This window comes from Nocardia sp. NBC_00511, from assembly GCF_045161165.1.
GTDB lineage: Bacteria > Actinomycetota > Actinomycetes > Mycobacteriales > Mycobacteriaceae > Nocardia.
On record NZ_CP107849.1, the window covers coordinates 7,545,102 to 7,567,195 of the forward strand.

The 22,094-nt window shown below is 67.9% G+C and carries 19 protein-coding genes; 15 read left to right on the forward strand and 4 right to left on the reverse strand.

The genetic code is table 11. The features are described 5' to 3' along the window. Positions 1–146 precede the first annotated feature (146 nt). Entirely contained in the window at positions 147–380 is a 234-nt protein-coding gene (gene purS / locus OG300_RS35115; protein WP_405488524.1) for a phosphoribosylformylglycinamidine synthase subunit PurS, read from the forward strand. Further along, on the forward strand, positions 377–1,054 hold the full coding sequence (gene purQ / locus OG300_RS35120; RefSeq protein WP_405488526.1) for a phosphoribosylformylglycinamidine synthase subunit PurQ: 678 nt from the start codon (positions 377–379) through the stop codon (positions 1,052–1,054). Before purS ends, purQ begins: the two co-directional genes overlap by 4 nt. Positions 1,055–1,060: 6 nt before the next feature. Here purQ and OG300_RS35125 read toward each other — a convergent pair whose 3' ends face one another. After that, a complete protein-coding gene (locus OG300_RS35125; RefSeq protein WP_405488528.1) occupies positions 1,061–2,128 on the reverse strand; it encodes a substrate-binding domain-containing protein in 1,068 nt (355 codons plus the stop codon). Positions 2,129–2,175: 47 nt separating this feature from the next. Here OG300_RS35125 and OG300_RS35130 point away from each other — a divergent pair, with 47 nt between their 5' ends. Together OG300_RS35130 and OG300_RS35135 are read left to right on the forward strand one after the other, a co-directional pair. Beyond that, positions 2,176–2,610, forward strand: a complete 435-nt coding sequence (locus OG300_RS35130; RefSeq protein WP_405488529.1) for a MarR family winged helix-turn-helix transcriptional regulator — start codon at positions 2,176–2,178, stop codon at positions 2,608–2,610. A gap of 41 nt (positions 2,611–2,651) precedes the next feature. Then, positions 2,652–3,971, forward strand: a complete 1,320-nt coding sequence (locus OG300_RS35135) for a M18 family aminopeptidase (protein WP_405488531.1) — start codon at positions 2,652–2,654, stop codon at positions 3,969–3,971. Positions 3,972–4,063: 92 nt separating this feature from the next. Here the strand turns inward: OG300_RS35135 and OG300_RS35140 are convergent, their stop codons facing one another. Next, positions 4,064–5,323: a glycosyltransferase 87 family protein gene (locus OG300_RS35140; RefSeq protein ID WP_405488533.1), complete on the reverse strand. Its 1,260-nt coding sequence runs from the start codon at positions 5,321–5,323 to the stop codon at positions 4,064–4,066. 189 nt (positions 5,324–5,512) lie between these two features. Here OG300_RS35140 and purL point away from each other — a divergent pair, with 189 nt between their 5' ends. The 3 genes from purL (at position 5,513) to OG300_RS35155 (ending at position 9,634) form a co-directional block, all read left to right on the forward strand. After that, positions 5,513–7,804, forward strand: a complete 2,292-nt coding sequence (purL, locus tag OG300_RS35145; RefSeq protein WP_405488535.1) for a phosphoribosylformylglycinamidine synthase subunit PurL — start codon at positions 5,513–5,515, stop codon at positions 7,802–7,804. Positions 7,805–8,017: 213 nt separating this feature from the next. Next, on the forward strand, positions 8,018–8,617 hold the full coding sequence (locus OG300_RS35150) for a Crp/Fnr family transcriptional regulator (protein WP_405488537.1): 600 nt from the start codon (positions 8,018–8,020) through the stop codon (positions 8,615–8,617). 63 nt (positions 8,618–8,680) lie between these two features. Beyond that, a complete protein-coding gene (locus tag OG300_RS35155) occupies positions 8,681–9,634 on the forward strand; it encodes an NADP-dependent oxidoreductase (protein ID WP_405488539.1) in 954 nt (317 codons plus the stop codon). Positions 9,635–9,697: 63 nt separating this feature from the next. Here the strand turns inward: OG300_RS35155 and OG300_RS35160 are convergent, their stop codons facing one another. Next, positions 9,698–9,985: a YiaA/YiaB family inner membrane protein gene (locus OG300_RS35160; RefSeq protein WP_405488541.1), complete on the reverse strand. Its 288-nt coding sequence runs from the start codon at positions 9,983–9,985 to the stop codon at positions 9,698–9,700. Between the two features lie 91 nt (positions 9,986–10,076). On the opposite strand from OG300_RS35160, the gene OG300_RS35165 reads away from it, so the two are divergent. Genes OG300_RS35165 through OG300_RS35175 form a run of 3 tightly spaced genes read left to right on the forward strand, consistent with a single transcriptional unit; the run spans position 10,077 to position 13,039 of the window. Beyond that, positions 10,077–11,927, forward strand: coding sequence for an alpha/beta hydrolase (locus OG300_RS35165; RefSeq protein ID WP_405488543.1), 1,851 nt, complete (start codon positions 10,077–10,079; stop codon positions 11,925–11,927). Between the two features lie 2 nt (positions 11,928–11,929). Further along, on the forward strand, positions 11,930–12,604 hold the full coding sequence (locus OG300_RS35170; RefSeq protein ID WP_405488545.1) for a CPBP family intramembrane glutamic endopeptidase: 675 nt from the start codon (positions 11,930–11,932) through the stop codon (positions 12,602–12,604). 48 nt (positions 12,605–12,652) lie between these two features. After that, on the forward strand, positions 12,653–13,039 hold the full coding sequence (locus OG300_RS35175) for a sterol carrier family protein (RefSeq protein ID WP_405488547.1): 387 nt from the start codon (positions 12,653–12,655) through the stop codon (positions 13,037–13,039). Between the two features lies 1 nt (position 13,040). Here the strand turns inward: OG300_RS35175 and OG300_RS35180 are convergent, their stop codons facing one another. Next, positions 13,041–14,354 (reverse strand): YhgE/Pip domain-containing protein, encoded by a 1,314-nt coding sequence (locus tag OG300_RS35180; protein WP_405488549.1) that lies wholly within the window; start codon positions 14,352–14,354, stop codon positions 13,041–13,043. A gap of 74 nt (positions 14,355–14,428) precedes the next feature. Between OG300_RS35180 and purF the strand changes: the two genes are divergently transcribed. The 5 genes from purF to OG300_RS35205 all read left to right on the forward strand — a co-directional run bounded on the left by purF (position 14,429) and on the right by OG300_RS35205 (position 22,078). After that, positions 14,429–16,033 carry an amidophosphoribosyltransferase gene (purF, locus tag OG300_RS35185; RefSeq protein ID WP_405488551.1) on the forward strand — a complete coding sequence of 535 codons (1,605 nt, stop codon included), beginning with the start codon at positions 14,429–14,431 and terminating at the stop codon, positions 16,031–16,033. Positions 16,034–16,293: 260 nt separating this feature from the next. Then, positions 16,294–17,826, forward strand: a complete 1,533-nt coding sequence (locus OG300_RS35190; RefSeq protein WP_405498801.1) for an ABC transporter substrate-binding protein — start codon at positions 16,294–16,296, stop codon at positions 17,824–17,826. Positions 17,827–18,193: 367 nt separating this feature from the next. Next, entirely contained in the window at positions 18,194–19,204 is a 1,011-nt protein-coding gene (locus tag OG300_RS35195; RefSeq protein WP_405498802.1) for an ABC transporter permease, read from the forward strand. A gap of 77 nt (positions 19,205–19,281) precedes the next feature. Continuing rightward, the gene (locus OG300_RS35200) at positions 19,282–20,217 is read left to right on the forward strand and encodes an ABC transporter permease (RefSeq protein ID WP_405498803.1); all 936 of its coding nucleotides are present in this window, start codon (positions 19,282–19,284) and stop codon (positions 20,215–20,217) included. Then, on the forward strand, positions 20,210–22,078 hold the full coding sequence (locus OG300_RS35205; protein ID WP_405488553.1) for a dipeptide ABC transporter ATP-binding protein: 1,869 nt from the start codon (positions 20,210–20,212) through the stop codon (positions 22,076–22,078). The genes OG300_RS35200 and OG300_RS35205 overlap by 8 nt, the downstream gene beginning before the upstream one ends. Positions 22,079–22,094 lie beyond the last annotated feature (16 nt).

Here is a 22,094-nt window from a genome sequence, read left to right on the forward strand (position 1 = left end):
GCCCGGTTCGGAGGTTCCTCTGTGTCGGCGACCACAACCCCAACGCCCCGCCGCAGTGGGCGCGAGCTGCGCCAACTAGTCTGAACCGCGAAACCCGCCCGGCTCTAGAGTGGCCGGGCGCCGCCCCACCAGCTGAGGAGCAACGCGTGGCACGTGTCGTGGTCGAGGTGATGCCGAAGGCCGAGATCCTGGATCCGCAGGGCCAGGCCATTGTCGGTGCGCTGGGGCGCCTGGGACACCCGGGCATCGCGGATGTGCGGCAGGGCAAGCGATTCGAGCTCGATGTCGACGACAGCGTGAGCGACGCCGATCTCGAGAAGATCGCGGAATCGCTGCTGGCCAACGTCGTCATCGAGGACTGGAAGGTCGTCCGGCTGTGAGCGCTCGCATCGGAGTCGTCACCTTCCCGGGCACGCTCGACGATGTCGATGCCGCCCGCGCGGTGAAACTGGCCGGAGCCGAAGCGGTCTCGCTGTGGCACGCCGACGCCGACCTCAAGCAGGTCGACGCGGTCGTCGTCCCCGGTGGCTTCTCCTACGGCGACTACCTGCGTGCCGGTGCCATCGCCGCGCTGGCGCCGGTCATGGGCGAGGTCATCAAGGCCGCCGGACAGGGCATGCCGATCCTGGGCATCTGCAACGGTTTCCAGATCCTGTGCGAGGCGGGCCTGCTGCCGGGCGCGCTGACCCGCAACGAGGGCCTGCACTTCGTGTGCCGCGACCAGTGGTTGACGGTCGAGCAGTCCGATACCGCGTGGACCTCCCGCTACGAGACCGGTGCGCAGATCCTGATCCCGGTCAAGAACGCCGAGGGCCGCTTCCAGGCATCCGCCGACGTGCTCGACGAGCTCGAGGGCGAGGGTCGCGTGGTGTTCCGCTACGCGGGCGGCAACCCGAACGGTTCGCAGCGCGAGATCGCCGGTATCACCTCGGCCAATCGCCGGGTCGTGGGCCTGATGCCGCATCCCGAGCACGCCACCGAGCCGCTCACCGGTCCCAGCGACGACGGCCTGGGCCTGTTCATGTCCGTGCTGGACAGCCTGGTCAAGGCCTAGAAACGCTCAGATCCCGTCGAGGATCTCGAAGTCGACTCCGCCCGCCCTGGCCATCCAGGTCGGGCGGATCGCTTGATTGCCCTCGAATCCCAGTTCGCCCCACGGGGTTTCGACGACCGGCCGTTCCGCGATGGTCGCGTGCAGGCGTCGGACATCCAGTGATCCGGCCAGTTCCGCCATCCCGCGCAGGGTGTGGATGGCCTCGTAGCTGGTGTTGCTGAAATTGGTCAGCGAGGGTGCGAACCAGCCGTGTAGCTTGCGATAGCGCTCCATCCGCTGCCGATCGCGCGGGCCGCCGACGAAGAATCCGGACGGCACGAACAGATTGTGGTTCGCGCCGCCGCCCGCGGCCAGCAGCACGTTCTCGTCCACCGCCGGGCTCAGCCGCACCTGCTGCCCGGAGCGTCCGGTGCGGGAGAACTGCCGGTTGAAGCGCGCGGTGTCCGCGCCCACCAGCAGCACGATGATGCCGTCGGCCTGGTCGAGCCGGGGATCGTCGAGGAAATCGCCGAAGTCGCGAGTTTCCAAGGGCACGAACATCTCCAGTGGGACGCGCTCCGGATCGGCCAGCGCGGCCCGCACCACCTGCGCGGTTCGCCGCGGCCACACGTAGTCGTTGCCGATGATCGCCCAGCGGGCGGCGCCGAAGGACCGGTGCAGCCAATCCATCGCGGGCAGGATCTGATGGCCCGGATCCGCGCCGATCAGAAACAGTCCTGCCGCCGGGGAATCCACGCCCTCGTGATCGGTGGCGAACAAATACGGCACCCGACCGGCCGTCACCTGTTCGACCGCGCTGCGCACCGCCGAGGTGTGCCAGCCGGTCACCGCGGCGACCATGCCGGTGGCGAGCAGGGCCGCGACTTCGGCGGCGACGACGTGTGGTTCGCGGCCGCCGTCAATGTGGGTGACACGCAATTCCCGGCCCAGAATTCCAGTGCCGCTGTTGATTTCTTCCAACGCCAGAGAAATGGCGGCCTCACAGGAAGGGCCGAAGATACCTCCGGGACCCTGCTGAGGAACTATGTTGATGATCTCGAGGGTGTTCTCGGGATTCCCGTCGAACGGGGACATCGGTTACCCTTCCCCTCGTTCAAGCGGTTTTATGACGGGTGGGAAATATGGCGACAATTCTAGGTGGATATTCCACCCTGCATGGAGCCCTCCGAGCGGCCGAGCGGAGTTGGCTTCGTCACCTCGACGCCGCACTGTGTGCCAGGCGGCTCACGGCCGACCAGTGGTGCATGCTCACCAATCTTTCCGCCGAAATCGGCATCACCATGAGCGAACTGGCCGCCCGCGCCCAGCTACCGCCCTCCTCCGCCACCCGCCATGCCGACCATCTCGCCGAACGCGGCCTGATCTTCCGCATCGCCGCCGCCGACGACCGTCGCCGCATTCTCATCGGCCTGAGCCGTCGCGGTGAGGAACTGGTCGAGGAGGTCCGCGCCGAAGAGGTCCGCGCCGAGTCCGAACTGCGCCGCCGACTCGGTGGCGCGGATTACCTGGACCTGGTCCGGCTGCTCGAGCGCGTCGCGCAGGAACCACCGGCGTAGTCCGGAAACGGACAATCGCTCGCGCTCGTTAAGCTCGGCGCATGCCAGTTGCCGAGACCACCGCGACCGCTGCCGGACTGTGTGAATTCATCGACGCGTCCCCGTCGCCGTTCCATGTGTGCCGCACCGCCGCCGCGGAACTCGACGATCACGGCTTCACCCGGCTCTCGGAATCCGAGCCCTGGCCCGACGGCAGCACCGGCCGCCACTACGTGATCCGGGGCGGCTCGCTGGTGGCGTGGGCCGCAGGCGGACCGGATGTGCCCAGCGGGTTTCCGGCCGGGCAGGCCGCCCCGTTCCGGGTGATCGGCGCGCACACCGACAGCCCCAATCTGCGGGTTAAGCAGCATCCCGACCTCGCGGTCGCGGGCTGGCAGCTGGTCGGACTCGAACCCTACGGCGGGGCCTGGCTGAATTCGTGGCTGGACCGCGATCTCGGCATCTCCGGGCGACTGTCGGTGCGGGACGGAAATGTGGTGCGGGAACAGCTGATTCGCATCGACGAGCCCATCCTGCGGGTCCCGCAGCTGGCCATCCACCTGTCCGAGGATCGGCGCGGAGTGCAGCTCGATCCGCAGCGGCACGTGAACGCGGTGTGGGGGACCGGCGAGCGACCGCGCTCGTTCCTGGCCTTCGTCGCGGAGAGCTCGGACATCGACCCCGGATCGGTGCTCGGCTGGGAACTGATGACCCATGATCTGGTGCCGTCCACGCTGATCGGGCGCGACCTGGATCTGGTGAGCGCGCCCCGGCTGGACAATCAGGGCACCTGCTACGCGGGTCTGCGCGCCTTCCTGGCCGCGCTCACCGAACCCGGTGCGGCAGTACCGGTCTTGGCCATGTTCGACCACGAGGAGGTCGGCAGCCAGTCCGATCGCGGCGCGCAATCCGATCTGCTGCCCACAGTTCTCGAACGCATCGTGCTGACCCGGGGCGGCGGTCGCGCCGAATACCTGGCGGCCCTTGCCGGTTCGGTCTGCGCCTCCGGCGACATGGCCCACGCCACCCACCCCAACTACCCGGAACGCCACGAGCCCATGCACCGCATCGAGGTCAACGCCGGTCCGGTTCTCAAGGTCAACCAGAACCTCCGCTACGCCACCGACGCCACCGGTGCGGGCGCCTTCGCCCTGGCCTGCGCCCAGGCCGAGGTCCCGTTGCAACGCTACGTCCACCGCGCCGACCTGCCCTGCGGCTCCACCATCGGCCCGATGACCGCCGCGCGCACCGGCATCCCCACTGTCGACGTGGGCGCGGCCCAGTTGGCCATGCACTCCGCCCGCGAAATGATGGGCGCCGCAGACGTTCCCGCCTACGCCGCCGCGTTGGCCGCCTTCCTCACCCCCGAGGCCACCCGCTGATCGGCGCAGATCGTCGGTAGGCGCGATCGGTTCTGGTTCCGCAAACAGCAAGGCCGCCTGAGCAATTGCGCAGGCGGCCTCGTCGTTGGAGGTCAGGCGTTGAGCAGCGCAACCTTCTCCGGATCCGGCGTCGGGCGGTAGGTCAGGGCCGCGACCACGAAGATGGCCATGGTGAACAGCACGTAGCTGCTGCCGAGAATCTGCTGCCACCAAGCCCAGCCGAGTTCCCGGTCGTGGTCGTGGGGGAGCAGCCACATCGGGCCGACCGCGAACATGACCGCGGCCAGGCCGACGGTGCCGGTGAACCACGGGTTGCGGTGGCCGCGGGCGATGGCGTCGGCGGCGACGATCAGGGCGGGGGCGATCCAGACCCAGTGGTGGGACCAGGAGACGGGGGAAACCAGTAGGACCGCAGCGGCATTCACCATGAGGGCGGCGACGGTCGCGCCCACATCGAGCAGGCGCTTCATCCACACCGCGGCCAGTGCGATGGCGATGACGGACAGCACCACCCAGATCATGGTGGACACCGATTCGGCGAAGCCGAGGCGGAACGCGAAACCCTTCAGGGACTGGTTGCCCGCGTACCAGGGCGGTCCGATGCGGCCGGTGTCGAACAGGGTGTGGAACCAGTACTGCGGCGAATCATGCGGGAACAGTGCGAAACCCACGAGGATCGCGCCGATGGACGAGAGCACCAGGGTGATCGCGCCCTTCCAGTCCTTGCGCAGCAGGAAGTAGAGGAGATAGCCGCCGGGGGTCAGCTTCACCGACACCGCGATGCCGATCAGCATGCCGCGCGGCCAGAACGGCTTGCGCGCCAGGCAATCCAGGGCGACGGCCGCCATCAGCACCAGGTTGATCTGCCCGAACCCGTAGGTCTGGCGGATCGGTTCCAGCATCTGCAGCAGCGCGACACCGCCGAGCACCAGCGACAACCGGGTCTGCCAGGTCAGCGTCGGGCGAATGCGATCCAGCACCAGCCACAGCGTGACACCCAGGGACGCAACGGAAACGATCAATACGGCCCATTCGGACACGACCAGCGGCATGATCGCCAGCGGTGCGAAGAACAGGGCGGCCAGCGGCGGGTACGTGAACGGCAGCCCGAGTCCGTACACCGGCGGCATCGGACCGTAGAGGTCCTTGCCGTCCAGCCAGGCCCGCGCCCCGTTGCGATACACCTGCAGGTCGATGTACCCGTGCCAGAACTTGGCCAGATAACAGATCGCCGCCGAGACGACGAACAACGACACCGCCAACGCCAGCAGTTTTCCCTGCCGTCGCGACAGCTCTCCAGGCGTGGACACTGGCTTCTCGGTCGGATCCGCGACCCCGGATCGATCGTTCACGGGCTCAGAGTAGCGGGCGGTAGGCGGCTACCGGCTCGACCCCCGCGCGGGGGTGTGCTCCCGAACACAGCGGCAGGCGGGGGAAAGCCGCGATTGCCAGGCAATTAGACTCTGCCCCGTATCTCGCCGACTTTCCAGCAACGCCGGCTCTCGGTTCTCCTGCCCGGCCGAAAGGACTCTGGTATTCCAGTGACCAGCCACGTCGATACCGTCAGCAACGCCGCGGCCACCCCGGACAACCCGCAGCCCTACAAGGAACTCGGCCTCAAGGAAGACGAGTACGCCCGGATCAAGGAGATCCTCGGGCGCCGTCCGACCGATGCCGAGCTCGCCATGTACTCGGTGATGTGGTCCGAGCACTGCTCGTACAAGTCCTCGAAGGTGCATCTGCGCTACTTCGGTGAGACGACCACCGACGAGATGAAGAAGTCGATGCTCGCGGGCATCGGCGAGAACGCCGGTGTCGTCGACATCGGCGACGGCTGGGCGGTCACCTTCAAGGTGGAATCGCACAACCATCCCTCGTATGTGGAGCCGTATCAGGGTGCGGCCACCGGTGTCGGCGGCATCGTCCGCGACATCATGGCGATGGGCGCCCGGCCGATCGCGGTCATGGATCAGCTGCGCTTCGGTGCGGCCGACCACCCGGACACCCGCCGCGTCGTCGACGGCGTGGTGCGTGGTGTCGGCGGCTACGGCAACTCGCTGGGCCTGCCGAACGTGGGCGGCGAGACCGTGTTCGACTCGTCGTACCAGGGCAATCCGCTCGTCAACGCGCTGTGCGCGGGCGTCATGCGGGTCGAAGACCTGCACCTGGCCTTCGCCTCCGGTGAGGGCAACAAGATCATTCTGTTCGGTGCGCGCACCGGGCTCGACGGCATCGGCGGCGTGTCGGTGCTGGCCTCGGACACCTTCTCCGGTGACGAATCCGGTTCCGGCCGTAAGAAGCTGCCGAGCGTGCAGGTCGGCGACCCGTTCGCCGAGAAGGTGCTCATCGAGTGCTGTCTCGAGCTGTACCACGCCGGACTCGTGGTCGGCATCCAGGACCTCGGCGGCGCCGGACTGTCCTGCGCCACCTCGGAATTGGCCGCGGCCGGTGACGGCGGCATGCTCGTCGACCTGGACCAGGTGCCGCTGCGCGCCGCCAATATGACCGCCGCCGAGATCCTTTCGAGCGAGTCGCAGGAACGCATGTGCGCGGTCGTCACCCCCGAGAACGTGGACGCCTTCATGGCCGTCTGCGAGAAGTGGGATGTCAACGCCAACGTCATCGGTGAGGTCACCGACGGCGAGCGCCTCATCATCACCTGGCACGGCGAGACCGTGGTGGACGTGCCGCCGCGCACCGTCGCCCACCAGGGCCCCGTCTACGAGCGCCCGGTGCAGCGCCCGGCGGATCAGGATGCGCTGAACGCGGATTCGGCCGCTCGCCTCAACCGGCCCGAGACCGGCGAGGAACTGCAGGCCACCCTGCTGAAGATGCTGGCCAGCCCGCAGCTGTGCTCGCGCAAGTGGATCACCGAGCAGTACGACCGCTACGTGCGCGGCAACACCGTGCTCGCCGAGCACGCCGACGCCGGTGTGATCCGCATCGACGAGGAATCCAGCCGCGGCATCGCGCTGGCCACCGACGCGTCGGGCCGCTACACCAAGCTGGACCCCTACACCGGCGCCCAGCTGGCGCTGGCGGAAGCCTTCCGCAATGTCGCCGTCACCGGCGCCACCCCGAAGGCCGTCACCAACTGCCTCAACTTCGGTTCGCCGGAGGACCCGGGCGTCATGTGGCAGTTCCAGCAGGCCGTGCGCGGTCTCGCCGACGGCTGTGTGGCACTGGGCATCCCGGTCACCGGCGGCAACGTGTCCTTCTACAACCAGACCGGCCAGACCGCCATCCTGCCGACCCCCGTGGTCGGCGTGCTCGGCGTCATCGACGATGTGCACCGCCGCATCCCGACCGGCCTGGGCACCGAACCCGGCGAGACGCTGATCCTGCTCGGCGAGACCCGCGACGAACTCGACGGCTCCATCTGGGCGCAGGTCGAGCACGATCACCTCGGCGGTCTGCCGCCCAAGGTGGATTTCGCTCGCGAGCAGCTGATCTCGGACATCCTCACCTCCGGTTCCCGCGACGGCATGGTCTCCGCCGCCCACGACGTCTCCGAGGGCGGCCTGATCCAGACCGTCGTCGAGGCCGCGCTGGCCGGTGAAACCGCCTGCCGCATCGTGCTTCCCGAGGGCGCCGACCCGTTCGTCACCCTGTTCTCCGAATCCGCGGGCCGCGTGCTGGTCGCCGTCCCGCGCTCCGAGGAGACCCGCTTCACCAAGATGTGCGACGCCCGCGGTCTGCCGTGGGCCCGCATCGGCGTCGTCGACGACGGCTCCGACTCGGTCGAGGTCCAGGGGCAGTTCAAGCTCACCCTCGACGAACTGCGCGCCGCCCACGAGGCCACGCTCCCGGCGCTGTTCGGCACCAAGCACTAGGTCCGGCAACGTAATTCGGCCGCCCGCCGATCCCGCACTCCGCGTGCCGGATCGGCGGGCGTCGCGGTTTCCGGACACGGTGCGGCGACATCCCAGCCGCGCGATCGCGAACGGGCGTGATCGCGGCAGGCTTTCGGATGACTGGAGCGACCACTGGCCAGGTCGGTACTCGGGGCGCGGAATCGTCCGGGGACCGGCGGGGTTGGGTTGAACGTGGATGTGGAGTTCGACGCCTTCGTCAGCGCCATGCGGGCCGTCACGGACCTGCCGGACGAGCAGTTCGCGCGGGCGCGGGCCATCTTCCGGACGGTGCGGCTGGATCAGCGCGCGCATTTCGCGCTGGCCGGGCAGCCCGCGGACAAGGTGGGGTTCCTGATCGACGGGCTCCTGCGCACCTACTATCTGACGCCGGACGGGGTGGAGCGCACGAAGTCGTTCCGCGAGCCCGGGCAGCTGGTCTGCCCGTACGGTGCCAGCCTGCGAAAACAAGTGTCGGACCTGTTCATTCAGGCGCTCGCGCCCAGCACCATGCTGGTGGCCGAGCGCTCGCGCTTCGACGAATTGACGCTCGGGCATCCGGGCTGGGGCACGGTGCTGCTGCGGCTCACCGAACTGCATTTCCTCGAAGAGGAGGGCGCGCATCGCCGCTTCCTGGTCGAGAACGCCGAGACCCGGTACGTCGAATTCCTCAGTGAGCAAGGGCATCTCGCGCGCCGGCTGTCCGGTCGGCAGACCGCGTCGTATCTCGGCATCACGCCGGAGGCGCTGAGCCGGATTCGTGCCCAACGCCGCCGCGACGGCATCACCGGTTGAGCGGATTCGGAGCGTTGATCTACATCAATGATCCGGTGGACGAACCTTCGTAATTTCATTGGCATGAACACCACCAACGCCATCACCATCGAATCCTTCGGCGGGCCGGAAGTCCTTCGCCTGCAAGAAGTTCCACTGCCCGAGCCGGGCCCCGGCGACGTCCTGCTGCGCGTCGAGATCGCGGGCGTGAACCCCGCCGAACTGGGCATGCGCGACGGCCGCTACCCGTGGGCGCAGGAGCCCCGCTTCCCGCTGATCCCCGGTTACGACATCGCGGGCGTCGTCGAATCGATCGGCCGCGAGGTCACCGGCCTGGCGGTCGGCGACCAGGTCACCGCCACCACCGCCCACTCCCACTCCCAGATCGGTTCCTACGCCGAACGTGTCGTGCTGCCCGCCGACCAGGTCGTACCCGCCCCCGGCGTGGACGCGGAGCAGCGAGCCGCCCTCCCACTGGCTGGAACCGTTGCGCTGCAAGCCCTCCGACGGCTCGGCCTGGAATCCGGGCAGGCCCTGCTGGTGAACGGCATCGGCGGCGGCGTCGGTTCCTTCATCGCCCAACTGGCCGCCGGACGCGGAATCACGGTCGCGGGCACCGCCTCCGTGGACGATCACGATCACGTCCGTGATCTGGGCGCAATCCCGATCGACCGCCGCGGCGACATCGCCGAACAGCTGAAATCACACGGCATCGGCCCCGTAGACGCCGCATTCGACACCGTCGGCGGCCCCTCTGCTCGAACAGCTTTCACCACAATTCGCGACAACGGCCGCTACGCCACCATCGTCCCCGGCTTCTGGATCCCCGGCGGCCAGTTCGACCCCGAACGCGGCATCACCCCGGAAATCGTCGTCTACTCCCACATCCGCGCCGACCTCGCCGAACTGGCAGCCCTGGTCGCCGCGGGCGACCTGCGCGCCCGCATCGCCACCACCCTCCCGCTCGCCGACGCCTCCGAGGCGCACCGCCTGCTGATCAAGGGCGGCCTGCGCGGCAAAATCCTGCTGCGGCCCTGAATTCGCGCACGAGAATGCCCGCCGGAACCCCTCGTTCCGGCGGGCATTCGTCGTCCCGAACCATCAAACGGTCTTGAACGGGTCGTGTTCGGCCATCAGCTTTTCCATCCGGGCCTCGTCGATGCGGTGATGCACCTTCGAGGATTCGTGTTGGTCGCGGATGACCTTGGCGAGGGTGAAGCTGCTGCTCACCAGGAACAGGGTTGCCATCAGGAGGAAGCCGCGCTGCCAGATGTCCAGGGGGAGGTAGATGACGCCGATCACCAAGGCGCCGAAGCTGATTCCGAAGGCGATGACTGCCTGGATGAGAAATGCGCTGGTGCTCTTGGACTGTGCGCCGGGAGTGCTCATGGTCGTCGAGTCTGTCGGGATACCGGTGCCGGGCCGCGCGTACAACTACTCGAGCGGGGTGGGTAGATGCCGTGGGCGACACGCCCGGAGCATGGTCGCTCTCACAGCCGGAGGTCCCTGGAATCCGGCCGGTTACATCCATACTTGGTGGGTGCTGGACTCCGCCGACGCCCTGACCCGGCTGCGCACCCGCGCCGTCGTGCTGTATCGGCGTGGCGCACTGCTGTTCCGGCGCGGGCGGTTGCGGCAGGTCGCGGTGGCGGCGCGGCGGGTCGAGGACATCATCGACCTCAACCACACCGGGCTGGTGGTGGCGACCGTGTTCTTCGCCTGGTCGGTGACACCCTCACTGGTGCCACGCGACTGGCTGTTCCAAGGTTTGATCTCCGGGCTCAACGCCGCCATCGGATACGGGGTCGGTTGCCTGCTGCAGTGGGCATTCCGCAGTTGGATCCGCCCGCGCGTCAAGATCGCCTCACCGCCCGAGTGGGCGCGCTACCTGATGAAGGTGGTCGTGGTGGTCGCCTGCATCCTGGTGGCCGCCTACATGCTGGTGCTGTCGGCGGACTGGCAGCGCGAGATCACCACGCTGATGGACATGGAGGGCACCACGCGTGCCGCCTATCTGCGCACCGGCGCACTGAGTTTCGCGGTCGGCGCGCTCGTCGTCGCCACCTACCGGACGGTGCGGGAACTGGTGCGGTTCATCGCCCGGCTGCTCAGCCGCTGGGTGCGGGTGCCGACCGCGCTCGCCCCGGCGATCGGCGCGCTACTGCTCACCGTGCTGGTGGTGACCCTGTTCAACGGTGTGGCGACGCGGGCGTTCTTCGCGGTCGCCAACTCCGCCTTCAGCGTTCGCAACGACAAGGTCACCCAGTACGCCGTGCAGCCGACCGCGCCCGAACGCTCCGGCAGCCCGGCCTCGCTGGCCAAATGGGAGACCCTCGGCTCCGAAGGCCGCTGGTTCGTCTCACACGGACCCGACCCCATGCTGATCGGCGCCGTCACCGGAAAGCCCGCGCGCCAACCGATCCGGGTGTACGTGGGCCTGCAATCGGCGACCAAGGACACCACCGAGGAAGACCTCGCCGTCGCCGAACTGGAACGCACCGGCGCCTTCGATCGCAAGGTGCTGGCCATCGTCACCACCACCGGCACCGGCTGGGTGAACTCCGAGAGCGCGGCCGCACTGGAATACATGTGGGGTGGCGACACCGCGATCGTCGCCTCGCAGTACTCGTATCTGCCCAGCGTGCTGTCGTTCCTCGCCGACCGGCAGAAGGTGGCGCTCAACGGCAAGAAGATGTTCGACGCCATTTATCAACGGTGGCTGCAACATCCGGCCGAGCACCGGCCGAAACTGCTGGTGTACGGCGAGAGCCTCGGTTCACAGGGCTCCGAATCCGCCTTCGACGGCCTGGCCGACCTGCGCTCCAAGGTCGACGGCGCGCTGTGGGTGGGCCCACCCAATTCGAATCGCCTGTGGCAGCAGTTCGTTCAACGCCGCGACCCCGGCACCCGCGAAGTGGACCCCGTCTACGCCGACGGCCTCGTGGTCCGATTCGCCGCCACCGCAGCCGATCTCGGCAAACCCTCACCGGACTGGCGCAAACCCCGCATCGCCTACCTGCAACACCCGTCCGACCCCATCGTCTGGTGGTCCTCGGATCTCATCTTCTCCCAACCGGATTGGCTGTCGGAACCCCGAGGCGCCGACGTCTCACCCCAAATGCGCTGGTGGCCCTTCGTCACCTTCTGGCAGGTGGTCGCCGACCTCACCAACGCCCAGGGCGTCAGCGACGGCCACGGCCACAACTACGGCACCCTCGTGCTCGACGGCTGGGCCGCCATCGCCGCCCCCGACGGCTGGAACCAAGCCCTCAGCGACCGCATCCGCGTACAGATCGAACTCGCCGAAGCCTACGAACGAGCGGTCAAGTAGCGGTGGGCGAAACTCGCGCAGACCTCTCTCGCGTGCTGCTGCGCCCGAAACCCCTTGCCGCCATGGCATTCCCGCCGCTGTGGGCCAACATCGTGCTCCCGGCCCTGCGGCTGGACGTGCGTGGCCGCACCGCAGCCAACACCGCCTTCGCCACCGCGTACGCCCTCACCTTCGACGGCACACCCCACTGGACCGACCCGCGCGGCATCCGCGCCGGTGCCGCCGTCGCCGCCCTCGTCACCGCCGGTCTCGCTGCCGCCGTAGCCATCCCAGCCACCCGTCGCCGCCTCGCCGAAGTCGCCGACCGCGGCCCGGACGTCCACACCGCCGAATGGACAGTCCTCCACATCCCCGTCGGCACCGTCCTCGCCGAGGAACTCCTCTACCGAGCCACCCTCACCCCGCTCCTGGAGCGCACCGCGGGCCACACCGGAACCCTGCTCGGCGCAATCACTTTCGGCCTGGCCCACATCCACCCGGCCCGCTCCGCAGGCGACTCCGTCCCCGGCACCCTCGCGATCACCACCCTGGCCGGCGCCCTCTTCGACCACCTCCGCCGCGCCACCGGCAGCACCACCGCCCCTGCCCTCCTGCACCTCGCCCTGAACGCGGGCGGCGCCCTCGCCCCCTACGCCGCCCGCGCTGTCTCCAACCGCAGGACCGAGGCATCTCGCTGATTCCCGCTCGGCCGCGGGGAGGTCGGTGGGCGGCGGTAGCCTCGGCGCATGGCAGGACGTGGCGTGGTGGATCCGGCTCAGGTGCGGGCCGCGGTGGCGGTGGTGGGGGAGTGGTTGCGGGACGGGGCGGTCGCGCAGCCGGGGCGGAGTGAGATCGCGGCGGCGGTGCGGGGGACGGCTCGGGCGTTGGCGGGGGATGCGCCGGGGCATTCGGTGGAGGTGCGGGTGCCGCCGTTCGTGGCGGTGCAGTGCATCGAGGGGCCTCGGCATACGCGGGGGACACCGCCGAATGTGGTCGAAACCGATGCTCGCACTTGGTTGTTGCTGGCCACCGGGCTGATGGGGTTCGAGGAGGCGTTGGATTCCGGGGCGCTCACCGCCTCCGGTAGTCGCGCGGCAGAGGTGGCGCGGTGGCTACCGGTGGTGCCGCTCTGACCTATGCGGAGGGCTTGCGGTCCAGGCCTTTGCGGTCGTAGAAGCGGGTGATGAACAGGCCGCCGAGGATGCCGATGGCCAGGCCCAGCAGGGACATCCAGACACCCCGGGTGAGACCGGCTTGGCCGTCGCCGTAGAAGTAGAGGATGGAGCGGGTGCCCAGGAAGACCTGGTGCATGGGCTCGAACTTCGCCAGCCAGCCGAAGTACTTGGGGGTGGCCTCGATCGGGATGGTGCCGCCCGAGGAGGGCAGGCCCAGGATGATGAAGATGATCAGGTTGATGATCAGACCCGCGGTGCCGACCGCCGCCAGCACCGAGGTGCAGGTGAAGCCGACGGTGGTGATCACCAGCGCGCCGTAGATGAACAGCAGCAGCGGCTTGTCGATCGGCATGCCCAGCGCGGCCGCGATACCCATCAGCGCACCCGACACCGTCAGCGACATCACCACCACCGCCGACCATTTCAACAGCAGGGTGCTCAACCGGGAGATCGACGCGCGCGGATAGTGCACGTACCAGGGACCCCACTCGGTCGGCAGGAAGCCGAGCGCCGAGTCGATGAGCTGGTGGATGATCATCGCCCCGACCATGCCGACCAGCAGCAGTAGCAGGCTGTAGAAGAAGGCGGTCAGGCCCTCACCGGAACCGCCGGGCAGCGGCCAGAATTGGTTCACCGTGATGTTCAGCGGCTGCGCCAGCACCAGCCGGGTGGCCGCGGTCAGCTCGGTCGGCGGCGCGCCCGGCGGCGGCGCCAACTGCGCCTTCACCTGATCGGTGAGCTGCTGCCCGACCTGCGCGTTCACCTGGGTGAGAGCTTGCTCACCGAATTTCTGCACCACCGCGGTCGCGAACGCGCCGGTGCGCGGATTGGTCTGCAGGATCAGTTCCGGCTTGGAGATATCGCCGGGCACCACACTGCCGACCCCGAGAATGCCGAGCCGCTTGGAGAAGTCGCTCGGAATGATGATGGTGCCGTAGACCTGCGCCGACTGCATTTCCAGACTGGCCTCGTTGACACCGAGCACCCGCAGATCGATTTGATCGGCCGGCACCGCCTTCTGCAGTCCCTCCGACACCTGATCGCCGAAGTTCACATGCTTGGTCTGCCCGCCGACGGTGAGATCCTCGCCCACATCCTGATTCACCAGCGCGATCGGGAAATTGTGGAGGTTCTTCTCCGGATCGACCACGTAGTCGAGGTACATGACCCCCAGCAGCGAGGCCAGCAGGGTGACGACGATGATCGGAAACGCCCACCGCAACGGGCTCAGATGACGGCGTCGGGTAGGTTCCGCGGTGTCGGTGGTCGCCACGGTCGAACGCTAACAGCAAACGTCGTGCCATCCCGGTTATCCCAACGGTGGGTTGCCTTGCGGTTACCCGTAGAATGGCTGACGCCCCCCGCCCGCCGAACAGGGAGCAAACGGTGTCTCTCCCCTCCGCTGCCACCACCCACGACCAGGACGAGAACGAACCGCGCGAAGAGTGCGGTGTGTTCGGTGTCTGGGCCCCGGGCGAGGATGTGGCCAAGCTCACTTACTACGGACTCTACGCATTGCAGCACCGTGGTCAGGAGGCGGCCGGTATCGCCGTCGCCGACGGTGCCCAGGTGCTGGTGTTCAAGGATCTGGGCCTGGTGAGCCAGGTCTTCGACGAACAGACCCTCGCGGCCATGCCCGGTCATGTCGCCGTCGGTCACTGTCGTTACTCCACTACGGGTTCCACCACCTGGGAGAACGCCCAGCCGATCTTCCGCACCACCGCGGTCGGAACCGGAATCGCGTTGGGACACAACGGGAATCTGGTCAATACCGCCGAATTGAGCACGCGGGCACGGGATCTCGGTCTCGTCACCGGCCGGATGGCCGGTTCGATGGCCGCCACCTCCGATTCCGACGTGATCACCGCGCTGCTGGCGCACGCTGCCGCCGACAAGAGCATCGAGCAGGCCGCGATGGAACTGCTGCCGACGCTGCGCGGTGCGTTCTGCCTGACCTTCATGGACGAGCACACCCTCTACGCCGCGCGCGATCCGCACGGCGTGCGCCCGCTGTGCCTGGGCCGCCTGGACCGAGGCTGGGTGGTAGCCAGCGAGACCGCCGCCCTCGACATCGTGGGCGCGTCCTTCGTGCGTGAGATCGAGCCGGGTGAACTGCTGGCGATCGACGCCGACGGTGTCCGCTCCTCGCGCTTCGCCAACCCGACGCCCAAGGGTTGCGTCTTCGAATTCGTGTATCTGGCCCGCCCGGACTCCACCATCTCCGGCCGTTCGGTGCACGCCACCCGCGTGGACATCGGCCGCCGCCTGGCCGTCGAGCATCCGGTCGAGGGTGACCTGGTCATCCCGGTGCCGGAGTCCGGCACCCCCGCCGCGGTCGGTTACGCCCAGGGTTCCGGCGTCCCCTACGGCCAGGGCCTGATGAAGAACGCCTACGTGGGCCGCACCTTCATCCAGCCCAGCCAGACCATCCGCCAGCTCGGAATCCGATTGAAGCTCAACCCGCTTCGTGAGGTCATCCGCGGCAAGCGACTAATCGTGGTGGACGACTCCATCGTGCGCGGCAACACCCAGCGCGCCCTGATCCGCATGCTGCGGGAGGCGGGCGCCCTCGAGATCCATGTGCGGATCGCGTCCCCGCCGGTCAAGTGGCCGTGCTTCTACGGCATCGACTTCGCCTCCCCCGCGGAGTTGATCGCCAACGGCGCGGGCCCGGAAGGCATCGCGGGGGAGAGTCTGGACGACATGGTGGACGGCGTGCGCCGCTCCATCGGCGCGGACAGCCTCGGCTACATCTCGCTGGAGGGCATGATCGCCGCCACCGAGCAGCCGCGCTCGCGCCTGTGCTGCGCGTGCTTCGACGGCGAGTACCCGATCGAGCTGCCCACCGAGGCCGCCATCGGCAAGAACCTCCTCGAAGGCATCCTCACCGGAGCCACCGAGGCGGAACTGCTGGCCGACAACGTGAATGCCAGCGCGCTCAGCCGCCCCTGACGCCTGAAATCCCGCGACGCCCCGTCGGTCTTCGGACCGGCGGGGCGTTGTCGTTCGGGCCGGAAACAAAAATTTCCGACCGTTTTGTTCGTATTCGCAACATATTGGTTATAACCGGTCGATACTGTGCCCAGCCAAAGGTTGTCCACCGCGGGGCGCGGCCGTGACCCGGTCCGCCGCACCGCGTTTCGAGAGCAGGGCAGTACATGCGCGTGAAAAGAATTGCGGCGGTTGCGTTTGCGGGACTAGCGGTGCTGGCGATGGCCGGTTGCGGTGCGGGCCGGACGGGAGGCGGTGGCGGCAGCGCCGGAATCCTGGTCGGCACCACCGACAAGGTCACCTCGCTGGACCCCGCCATGGCCTACGACAACGGCTCACTCCTCGCCGAAACCCAGGTCTACCAGTTCCTTTTGAACTTCCCGGCGGGCGAGGCGGCCCCGAAACCCGATGCCGCCGACAAATGCTCGTTCACCACCCCGACCGTGTACACCTGCACGCTGAAACCGGGATTGAAGTTCGCCAACGGTGACCCGCTCACCGCCAAGAGCGTGAAGTTCTCCTTCGACCGGATGCTGAAGATCAACCATCCGCAGGGCCCGGCCGCGTTGCTCGGCAATCTAGACCACACCGACGCACCCGACGACGCCACCGTCGCGTTCACCCTGAAGGTCGCCAACGACCAGACCTTCGCGGCGATCCTGCCGACCCAGGCCGCCGCCATCGTCGACGAGAAGGTGTTCCCGGCCGACGCCATCCTGGCCGACGAAGACGTCGTGAAGGCCAAGCCGTTCTCCGGGCCGTACACGATCAGCAGCTACGACAAGAACAAGCTGGTCGAGTACAAGTCCAACCCGGACTACAACGGACTGTTCGGCAAGCCCGCCACCGACACCGTCACGGTCAAGTACTACGCCGAGGCGTCGAACCTGAAACTCGATGTGCAGCAGGGCAATATCGACGTCGTCTGGCACACGCTGACCCCCACCGACATCGACTCGCTGCGCGGCAGCGACAAGGTGACCGTGCACCAGTCGCCCGGCGGCGACACCCGCTACATCGTGTTCAACCTCAACACCCAGCCCGGTGGCAGCCCGGAGCAGAAGCTGGCCATCCGCAAGGCGGTCTCGGTCTCCGTCGACCGTGAGGCACTGGCCAGCGATGTCTTCAAGGGCACCTGGTCACCGCTGTATTCGCCGGTGCCGCAGGGACTCCCGGGCGCGACCGAACCGCTGAAGGACCTCTACGGGACCAAGCCGGACAAGGTGAAGGCCGCGAAACTGCTGGCCGACGCGGGCGTCACCGGACCGGTCGAACTGAACCTGCAGTACAACACCGACCACTACGGCTCCACCAGCTCGGAGGAGTACGCGGCCATCAAGAACCAGCTGGAATCCACCGGCCTGTTCAAGGTGAATCTGCAATCCACCGAATGGGTTTCGTACCAGAAGGCGCGCTCCACCGACGGCTACCCGCTGTTCCAGTTCGGCTGGTTCCCCGACTTCCCGGACGCCGACGACTACCTGACCCCGTTCTTCCAGAACGACAACTTCCTGCGCAACCACTTCAGCGATCCCAAGATCAGCGCCGAACTGCAGGCCGAGGTCACCGAACCCGACCCGGCCAAACGCGCCGCCGCCCTGGCCACCGTGCAGCACGACCTGATGGCCGACTTCATGCCCATCGTGCCGCTGCTCACCGGCAATCAGATCGCGGTGGCGGGCAAGAACGTCCAGGGCGTCGACAAGACCCTGGACCCGTCGTCCAAATTCCGTTTCGGCGTGCTGAGCAAGTAGCGCACGGCGGCGCAGAGCACGCCGCTCACGAAACGATCGGGGCGCGCGAACCTGACACGCGCAGCGCCCCACCGACACCGGTCGGCCCGACATGAGGGGCGGGCCGACCGGTCTCATCTTCAGGCCGCAGCGGTGCGTGATCCGCGATCCGGGGTCGCGGCCGCGCGAATTCGAAAGCAGGGCAGATGGGTTCGAACGGATACCTGGGGACTTGTCGCCCCGGCAATGGAATTCAGGCGGCCACTGACCGCCACCTCTCCGAGGGAGTGCGACCCCGGTGACCACGACGCAGGACGCCGACGGGCCCGCGACACCGGCCCGGGCCGCCGCGAAGCGTGTGCGCGGCAACACTTCTCGCTACGGAGCGCTGGCACGGTACCTCGGGGTGCGGGCGCTGTTGATCATCCCCACCACCTGGATCCTGGTCACCCTGGTGTTCTTCCTGATGCGGGTGATCGGCGACCCGATCAGCGCGGCGCTGGGCGGACGGCTCAGCCCCGAACAGATCGAGGAACGCAAACGCGAAGCCGGTCTCACCAGGCCCATTCTCAGCCAGTACTGGGACTACCTGTCCGGGCTGGTGCGCGGGGATTTCGGTCGCTCCCAAGACAATCAGGCGATCAGTCACGTCATCGTCACCTACGGCGCGGCCACCCTGGAACTCGTGTTCTGGGCCTTGATCGTCGCGTTCGCGGTGGGCGTGCCACTGGGCAGATACGCGGCCACCAAACGGGATTCGGCCGCCGACGTCGCCCTGCGGCTGTTCGCGATCCTGGTGTACGCGGCTCCCGTGTTCTTCGTCGGGCTGCTGCTCAAACTGGTGTTCGCGGTGAAACTCGGCTGGCTGCCGGTCGCCGGGCGTGCCAGCACCAATGTCGAACTGCAACTGCAGAACGTGTCGCCCAAGACCAACATCATGATCGTCGACGCCGTCCTCTACGGGGATCCCGGATACATCGGCGATGTGCTGAAACACGCTGTGCTGCCCGCGATCGCACTCGGGCTGCTCACCGCCGGAGTCTTCCTGCGGCTGGTGCGCATCAACCTGATCCAGACCCTGCGGTCGGGCTACGTCGACGCCGCGCGCGCCCGCGGACTGTCCGACCGGGTCGTCACCCAACGGCACGCCTTCCGCAACGCGCTCATCCCCGTCGTCACCGTCATGGGCATGCAGATCGCCATGATGCTCGGCGGTGCGGTGCTCACCGAGAACACCTTCGAATGGAAGGGGCTCGGGTATCAGCTCGCCGCGTATCTGCAGGCTCGGGATTTCGTTGCGGTGCAGGGCATTGTCGCGTTCATCGCCATCGTGGTCGCGGTGATGAGCTTCCTGGTCGACCTGATCGTGGCGATGATCGACCCCCGAGTGAGGTTCTGATGACCGTCATCGAGACCACCGTCGCGGGCGACGCGGCGGTACCGCCCAGCCGGTCACGGTGGCGGCACATCCCCGGAATGTCGCTGGTGCGCATGACCTCCGGACTACAGCGGTTCACGCTGCTGCTCGGACTCGCGCTGGTCGTGGCATTCATTGTGATCGCCGTGTTCGCACCCCTGATCGCGCCCTACGGGTTCGCGCAGTCCATCGCCGACGGCACCGACTTCGTCCGGCAGCAGCCACCCTCGGGAGCCCACTGGTTCGGCACCTCGGTGCGCGGTGAGGATGTGTTCTCCCGCGTCATCTTCGGCGCGCGCACCGCGCTGTCGGTGATCGCGGTGTCACTGGTGCTGTCGCTGATCGTCGGCGTGCCACTGGGATTGGTTTCCGGCTACCTCGGGCGCTGGGTGGACCGCGTGCTGGTGCTGTTCATGGACGCCATGTACGCGTTCCCGTCACTGCTGTTGGCCATCGTGGTGTCGATCATGGTGTCGGGCGGGCAGTCCAGCAGTTTCGGCGGCATCGCGTCGGCGGCCGTCGCCATCACGGTGATCTTCGTGCCGCAGTACTTCCGGGTGGTGCGCAATGCCACCATCTCGGTGAAACAGGAACCGTACGTGGATGCCGCGCGGGTAACCGGCGCGTCCACCACCCGAATCCTGTTCCGGCACATCCTCGCCAACGTCACCCAGTCACTGCCGGTGCTGGTCACGCTCAACGGGGCCGAGGCCATCCTCACCCTCGCGGGACTGGGGTTCCTCGGCTTCGGCATCGAACCGACCCAGGCCGCCGAATGGGGATACGACCTCAACAAGGCGCTCTCCGACGTCTCCAACGGCATCTGGTGGACCGGCGTGTTCCCCGGCGTCGCCATCGTGACCGTGGTGCTCGGCATGACCCTGGTCGGCGAAAGCCTCAACGAGGTACTCAACCCGCTGCTGCGCACCCGCCGCGCCGCCACTGAACCCGAACCCGTTGCGCCCGAACCCGCGAAGGAGTCCGGCGATGCCTGAACCCGTCCTGTCCTACGACTGCCTCACCGTGACGTTCGCCACCGACGCCGGGGCCGTCAACGCCGTGAAAGACGTTACCTACCAGGTGTTTCCCGGCGAAGTCCTGGCCGTCGTCGGCGAATCCGGCTCCGGCAAATCAGTGAGTTCGCGCACCGCCATGGGCCTGTTGCCACCCACCGCCACTGTGCGCGGCACCGTCACCCTCGGCGCCAAAGCCGTCACGAAGATGAGCGAGCGCGAACTCACCGCCCTGCGTGGCGGCGCGATCTCCATGGTCTTCCAGGAACCCGGCGCGGCTCTCGACCCACTGTTCACCGTCGGCTTCCAGATCGCCGAGGCCCTGCGCGCCCACTCCGGCATGAAGCGGAAACCCGCCCGCGCCAAGGCCATCGAACTGCTGCGCACGGTAGGCCTGCCAGACCCCGAAGCCCGCGTCGACTTCTACCCGCACCAGCTCTCCGGCGGCCAGAAGCAACGCGTGGTGATCGCCATCGCCATCGCCTGCGAACCCCGCGTGATCATCGCCGACGAACCCACCACCGCCCTGGACGTCACCGTCCAAGCCGAAATCCTCGACCTGCTCCGCGATCTCCGCGACCGCCTCGGCGCGGCCATCGTCCTCATCACCCACAACATGGGCGTCGTCGCCGACCTCGCCGACCGCGTCGTGGTCATGCGCGAAGGCCGCATCGTCGAAACCGCCCCCGTCGACCAACTTTTCACCGCCCCTCAACACGAATACACCCGAGCCCTCCTCGCCGCAGTCCCCAAACTCCGTGTGCTGCCGGACAACTGGCAGCCTGGCGGCGAGCCGCCGAACGCCGGAGAGGCCGCTGTCACGGAACGGACCGCAGGCGAAACCGCCGCCCCCGGTTACCCGCAGCGTGGGGGCACCACCACCGTTGCAGAGGATTTCGCGACGGTCACCGAGACTGCGCCCGCGGGAATCTCGGCTCGCACCGGAAGACCGCGCGCCGACAGCGGAACCGGTACTGAATCCCTCTCGCGTGCAGAGACTTCTGTGGACGGTGGGATCGTGCTGGAGGTGGCTGGGCTGGTAGTGGAGTTTCCGGGGGCGCTCGGCCGCCCGCCGTTCCGGGCTGTCGACGACGTGTCGCTGACGCTGCGGCGGGGCGAAACCCTCGGGGTGGTGGGCGAATCCGGGTCGGGGAAGTCGACCATCGGGCGGTGTGTGGCGGCGTTGCAGCGGCCGACCGCCGGGAGTGTGCGGGTGCTGGGGACCGATATCGCCGGATTGTCCGAGCGGCGGTTGCGGCCGCTGCGGCGGCGGTTCGGGTTCGTGTTCCAGGATCCGGCCACCTCGCTCAATCCGCGGCTCACCATCGGGGAGTGCGTGGCCGAACCGCTGCTGGTGCATCGGGAGGCCAAGGGGGCGGCGGCACGGGCACGGGTCCGCGCGCTGCTCGACGATGTGCAACTGCCCGCCGGGATGGAACGGCGGTATCCGCACGAGCTCTCCGGCGGGCAGCGTCAGCGGGTGAGTCTGGCGCGGGCCCTGGTGCTCAATCCCGACCTGCTGGTCGCCGACGAACCCACCAGCGCCCTCGACGTCTCCGTGCAGGCGAAGGTGCTCGAGCTGTTCGCGGAGCTGCAGCGCGAGCACGGCTGGGCCTGCCTGTTCATCAGCCACGACCTCGCCGTCGTCGATCAGCTCGCCACGCGAATCATCGTGCTGCGCAACGGCGGCATCGTCGAACAGGGCAGCAACGACGACATCCTGCGGCGGCCCCGGCAGGACTACACGCGGTTGCTGGTGGCCGCGGTCCCGGTGCCGGACCCGGTCGAACAGCGCCGCCGTAGAACCGAATCCACCCGGTTACCGAGAGCGGGGAAATCGTGACAACCGAATTCGCCCG